Origin of the sequence: Acinetobacter sp. P8-3-8 (assembly GCF_000214135.1) — a bacterium.
Taxonomy (GTDB): domain Bacteria; phylum Pseudomonadota; class Gammaproteobacteria; order Pseudomonadales; family Moraxellaceae; genus Acinetobacter.
In genome coordinates, this window is record NZ_AFIE01000126.1 from 1 (window position 1) to 1,278 (window position 1,278).

The 1,278-nt window shown below is 38.7% G+C and carries 1 protein-coding gene; it reads right to left on the bottom strand.

Annotated features, from left to right (window positions below; translation table 11 throughout):
• Window positions 1-44: 44 nt before the first annotated feature.
• Window positions 45-1,210, bottom strand: a protein-coding gene (locus tag GGG_RS0118880; protein ID WP_138920301.1) for an IS3 family transposase whose coding sequence is annotated in 2 segments (ribosomal slippage) — window positions 45-952 and window positions 952-1,210 — 1,167 coding nt in all. Because the reading frame shifts where the segments join, the coding sequence is not laid out codon by codon here.
• Window positions 1,211-1,278 lie beyond the last annotated feature (68 nt).

Here is a 1,278-nt window from a genome sequence, read left to right on the forward strand (position 1 = left end):
TTTGATGTGTGCTTAAAAAACAGGAGACTTTCACTTGGGAGATTCTAGGCAGCTAACCGATAAAAGTCTTCTGCCATTTGATTTGGTGTCTTAAAATCCAAGCCTTTTTGAATTCTTCGCTGATTATAAAATAACTCTATATATTTTGTAATATCCACTTTGGCTTCTTCCCTTGTTTTGTAGTTGCGATGATGGACTAGTTCATTTTTGAGTATGCCCCAGAAACTCTCTATCGGTGCATTATCAAAGCAGTCGCCTTTTTTGCTCATTGAACCCTGAAAATCAAATTTCTCAAGTAAGTTTCGATATTCATTACTGCAATATTGGCTGCCTCTGTCTGAATGTACAATGAGATCTTGAGCAGGTTTCTGATTGCGAATAGCCATATTCAATGCATCACAAACAAGCTTGGCTGTCATGCGCTCATTTAAGCTATAGCCAACAACCTGTTTCGTGTAAAGATCTTTGACAGCTGCCAAGTACAACCAGCCCTCAGCCGTCCAAATGTAGGTAATGTCACTCGACCACGCAAGATTAGGCTTCGTCATTGAAAACTGTTGCTTGAGTAAATTGTCATAAATAGAACGGTTGTGATCACTGTTCGTGGTTCTTTTGAAACGCTTATGGCGCTTACAATACAACTGATTTGATTTTTTTATTTGGCGCACAGCATAAATACTTATTTTGATACCTTGCGCTTGTAAATGCTTGGTTAATCGAACATAGCCATAGCTTTGTTTGGTTTCTTCATGGGCTATTTTGACCAAAATTGTCTGCTGATTTCGCTGAATTGATCTTTTACTCATGCCTCGCTTTAGCCAATCATAAAAGCGAGAAACGGATACACGAAGTAATCGAGCCATTAAAATAATCGGAAATAAGTGGCTTTGCGATTTCATATAGGCGTACCTCACTGACTTTCTTTGGCAAAGTACGCTGCTGCCTTTTTTAAAAATTCACGTTCCATTTCAGCTGTTTTGAGCTGTTGTTTAAGCTTCTTATTTTCTTCGAGTAAGGCGTTTAGATCGGGCGAATACTGTTTTGTGCCTGCTAAAGTTCCAGCCTTTGCTTTGTTATTCCAGTTCGAAAGGGTTTGCATTGAAATGCCAAGTTGTCTAGCGGATTCCGATACATTACCTTGGTTCTCTTCAATGGCTTTTATGGCTTCAGCTTTAAATTCTGCGGTGTAAGTCTTCTGTTTCTTGCTCATGGTAAACTCCTAATGAGTATGTATAGTTTACCAAGTTAAACCCTCCTGTTTTTTAAGCACACATCATT